5 protein-coding genes are annotated in these 4,144 nt (G+C 62.2%); 3 read left to right on the forward strand and 2 right to left on the reverse strand.

The window, feature by feature from the left end; translation table 11 throughout:
- Positions 1-90: 90 nt before the first annotated feature.
- Positions 91-1,665 (reverse strand): alkaline phosphatase D family protein, encoded by a 1,575-nt coding sequence (locus WBB95_RS21455; RefSeq protein ID WP_424489397.1) that lies wholly within the window; start codon positions 1,663-1,665, stop codon positions 91-93.
- Entirely contained in the window at positions 1,662-2,216 is a 555-nt protein-coding gene (locus WBB95_RS21460; RefSeq protein WP_424489398.1) for a GNAT family N-acetyltransferase, read from the reverse strand. Before WBB95_RS21460 ends, WBB95_RS21455 begins: the two co-directional genes overlap by 4 nt.
- A 190-nt stretch (positions 2,217-2,406) precedes the next feature.
- On the opposite strand from WBB95_RS21460, the gene WBB95_RS21465 reads away from it, so the two are divergent.
- The 3 genes from WBB95_RS21465 to WBB95_RS21475 all read left to right on the forward strand — a co-directional run.
- Complete coding sequence (locus WBB95_RS21465) at positions 2,407-2,814, forward strand: ExbD/TolR family protein (RefSeq protein WP_424489399.1); 408 nt, start codon at positions 2,407-2,409, stop codon at positions 2,812-2,814.
- Positions 2,815-2,816: 2 nt separating this feature from the next.
- Complete coding sequence (locus WBB95_RS21470) at positions 2,817-3,539, forward strand: energy transducer TonB family protein (RefSeq protein ID WP_424489400.1); 723 nt, start codon at positions 2,817-2,819, stop codon at positions 3,537-3,539.
- Positions 3,540-3,562: 23 nt separating this feature from the next.
- Positions 3,563-4,144, forward strand: a 582-nt coding sequence (locus WBB95_RS21475) for a TonB-dependent receptor plug domain-containing protein (protein ID WP_424489401.1), incomplete at its 3' end; no start/stop codon positions are given.

Here is a 4,144-nt window from a genome sequence, read left to right on the forward strand (position 1 = left end):
TTCGCAGCCCAGCGCGGGGCAAGCCCGCTCACCACAAAAAGCCCGATCACCACAGTAAGCGCCCAACATGGCGCTTCAGCGCAACCCGCGTTAAACCTTGATCGCGCCCGCCCGCCCCGGCTCCACCACAAACGACTTGAGGGTGGAGACCGTGGCCAACGGGTCACGTGGATCAGTAATCACCCGAAAGTTCGTCAGCATCTTCTGCGCCTCCAGCTCCACCGACACATAACCGCGCTGGCGGCTGTCAAAAAACTTCACATGCGGGTTCAACGGCAGGATCTGAGTAAATGCCTCAAAGGGCGGCCCGTCGGACGTCACCGAGCTGCCCACGAACTCAGTGGCAACGACGGGCGAATCCGGGTTATTGGCATCGGCGTGCAGGTCGGTGGTCCAGAACGAGTGGATATCGCCGCCCCAGAACACCGGGTTGCTGACCTTATGGCGCTCAATGGACGCCAACATCCGTGAGCGATTGGCCATGTAACCGTCCCAACCATCGGTCCAGCGCCCCGGCTTGTGGCTGGTCAGGTCACGCTGGGTCAACGGCGCCACCAGCAGGTCCTGGGCGATCACATTCCACTGCGCCCCGGACTCGGCAAACCCACGATCGAGCCAAGCCTCCTGTGCCCAGCCGAGCATCGTGCGATTGGGGTCGCGCAAGTCGGTGCAAGTGTTGGCGGCGATATGCCCCTGGTGGCTGCCATTGGCCAGAATGCACGGTTGCTCGGAGCGGTATTGGCGGCCGTCCAACACATGGAATCGCGCCAGTCGGCCGTAGTCCAGGCGCCGGTAAATTCGCATGTCCGCGCCCTTCGGCAGGCTGCTGGCGCGCAGTGGCATGTGCTCATAAAACGCCTGATAGGCCGCTGCCCGCTGCTGGAGAAACTGCGCCACTGGAACCTTGGGGTCCTGGGACCAGCGGTTGGCGTAGTCGTTCTGCACTTCGTGATCGTCCCAGGTCGCCACGCTGGGCGCTGCGGCGTGCAAGGCCTGCAAGTCCGGGTCGGTTTTGTACAGGGCATAACGGTTGCGGTAGTCACTCAGGCTCACCGCATTGCCGCTGCCGTGAGGGCGGATGATCTTGCCCGACGCGGGTGCGTAGGAACTGTCGTAGATGTAGTCACCGAGAAAAAACACCAGGTCAGGCTGCTCAGCCGCGAGGTGCCGATAGGCGCTGAAGTACCCGCGCTCCCAATGCGAGCAGGACACAAACCCCAACCGCGCCGACGCCATGGCCTGCGCGGGCGGTGTCGTTCGCGCCTGGCCCACCGGGCTCTGTGCTCCCAAGCCTTCGAACTGGTACCAATACGGCCTGCCCGCGTCCAGCCCCGCAACCTCCACATGCACCGAATGGGCGAAGCGCTCGGTCGCCGTCACCTCGCCCTGCCGAACGATGCGCGTCATCGCCGCATCGCTGGCCACCCGCCAACGCACCGGCACCGCACGGCTCAACCCTCCGCGCCCATCGGCGGCATTGAACAACGGCGCCAGGCGCGTCCAGATCACAAAGCCGTCGGGCAACGGGTCGCCCGAGGCCACGCCCAGGGTAAACGGATAATCGATGCCGGCACTGCGCGCGAACGGGCTGAGGATTGAAAACGCCGTGGCAACCGCCAACCCGCTGAGTACGCGGCGCCGGCCAGGGTCCACTGCGTCGCTCACAGCCGGCGCTCCCAGTCTTCGCGCACGGTGGCGAACCCGAGCAAATCCTCGTACACGCCATTCTTGAGAAATGCCTGGCGCATGCAGCCCTCAAACCGCAGGCCAATTTTTTCCATGACCCGCGCCGATTCCTTGTTGCGCCCGAAACATTGGCTGCCCACGCGCTGCAACCCCAACTCGGTGAAGCCGAAGTCCATGATCGCGCTCGCCGCCTCTGCGGCATACCCCTGGTTGCGAGCGTGCGCCGCCACCCAGCCTCCGAGGTGACCATAGTGATGACGTGCATTCAGGCGCAGGCTGACAATGCCGACCAACTCAGCGCTTTCACGCAGATGCATGCCCAGGTTGAGCAACTCGCCGGCGCGGTATTTTTCTGCGACCGAGGCAATAAATGTCTGCGCCGTTTCCAGGGTATAGGGCGATGGAATATTGGCCGTGTTGTCAGCAATTTTCGGCCCGTTGGCGAGGGTGAAAAGCGCCTCGGCCTGGTCGCTTTCCAGCGCCCGCAATAGCAGTCGCGATGTGCTCAATCGAGGCAATGCAGTCGGCATATGAAGTGGCCTTGAAGGTAAATTCTTCAAGCATGTACGCACTTTGTGTCAATTTCACTACGTCATGAAAATGCAAGGAGAAGCGACTGCAAGACTCGTCCTAGAGCCTTCAAACCGTAAATTAAAGTTAACCAATCGGTCATTTTTGGTTGTTAGCGTGTCGCCCCTAATTCAATAACGGGGCAACGGAATGAGAACCTGGGACGAACCCAAGAAACGCAAGGCGCACATCGAATTGATCCCGATGATCGACGTGATGATGTTCCTCCTGGTGTTTTTTGTACTGGTGAGTTTGAACGTGATTCCGGCACTCGGCATGAAGACTCAATTGCCCAGCGCCAGCAGTTCGCAACAGCTCAAACCGCAGAACAAATTCATCCTGACCCTGGGCCTGGGAGGCCAGTTGCAACTCGACGGCAAGGACCTTTCGGTCGATGCACTGGTACCGGCGCTGAAGGCGGCCGAAAAGCCGGACACCAAGTCGACGATCATCGTCAACAGTGACAAAGGCGTCGAGGTTTCGCGCCTGGTGGAGGTGATGGACACCCTGCGTCTGGGTGGCTTTACCTCCGTGTCCATTGCCACGCGCAAGTCCTGATCATGTACGTCTTGTTTCGTGCGCGGCAGCTGCTGGGCAGTGTCCCGGCCCTGATCGCCCTGGTGCTGATTGCAATGGGCATCCAGTCACAGACGTTGAAGGTCGAACCCGTTTACGACGAGTCGGCGGTCGAATTGGCGCTGGTCGAACCCGAGCCGGAAGTGATCCCCGAGCCCGTGGTGGAACAAGAGCCGCCACCGCCAGTCATCGAGGAGGAAGAGGCCGAACCCGCACCGCCGCCGCCCAAGCCCGTGCCAAAACCTGAGCCCAAGCCCAAACCGGTCCCCAAACCCGTCGTGGCGGCAAAACCGACGCCTGCGCCAACGCCTGCCCCGCCGGTCGCGGCCAAGCCGGTACAAGCCGTCGTCGCCCCGACACCAGCACCGCCCGCGCCACCGGCGCCCCCCAAGGTCGACGGCCAGGCCCTTGAGGGCGGTTACCTCAAGGGGCTGCGCAACGAGTTGGACACTTACAAGCAATACCCCACCGGCCGCCAGGCATCCCTCGAACGCCCCACCGGGGAGGTCGTGGTGTGGTTGCTGGTTGACCGCCAGGGTCGTGTTCTGGATTCCGGCCTGCAAACCCAGGCATCGAGCATGTTGCTCAACCGGGCCGCCACCAACAGCTTGCGTCGCATCAAGCAAGTCAAGCCGTTCCCCGAGCAAGCCTTCGGGGGGCGCAATGAGCAGCGCTTCACCGCCACCTTCAACTACAGCGTGCAATAAGCACCGACACCAGGACGACAGTGATGAGGTTCACACGGATTCATCTGGCACTCGTTGCCGCGAGCATGGGCCATGGAATGGTCATGGCAGACACCCCCGACAGCGATGTCGGCACCATCGGGGTTCAGGGCAAGGCCACCGCAGGTGGCGGCTACATGGTGCAGGAAGAAAGCATCAAGGGCCGCTCCACGGTGACCAAGGAAGCGCTGGATAAACAGACCGCCACCGGCAACGCGATCGACAAGCTCAAGTACACCCCGGGCCTGAACATCTCCAGCGAAGACAACACCGGGCTGTCGGGCTTTCGCTTCACCATGCGCGGGCTCAACTCCGACCAGGTGGGGATGTCGGTGGACGGCATGCCGATCAACGACTCCGGCAACTACGCGCTGTACTCCAACCTGCTGGGCGACCCGGAAAACATCGACCAGATCTTCGTCACCCAAGGTTCGTCCGAAGCCGACGGCCCGCACATCGGCTCCAGCGGCGGCAACATCGGCATCGTGACCATTCGCCCCACCAAGGAAACCGGGGCGTTCGTCAAACAGATCGTCGGCAGCAACGCCACCCGCAAGACGTTCGCGCGGCTCAACACCGGCGAGGTC

This window comes from Pseudomonas sp., from assembly GCF_049645325.1.
Taxonomy (GTDB): Bacteria; Pseudomonadota; Gammaproteobacteria; order Pseudomonadales; family Pseudomonadaceae; genus Aquipseudomonas.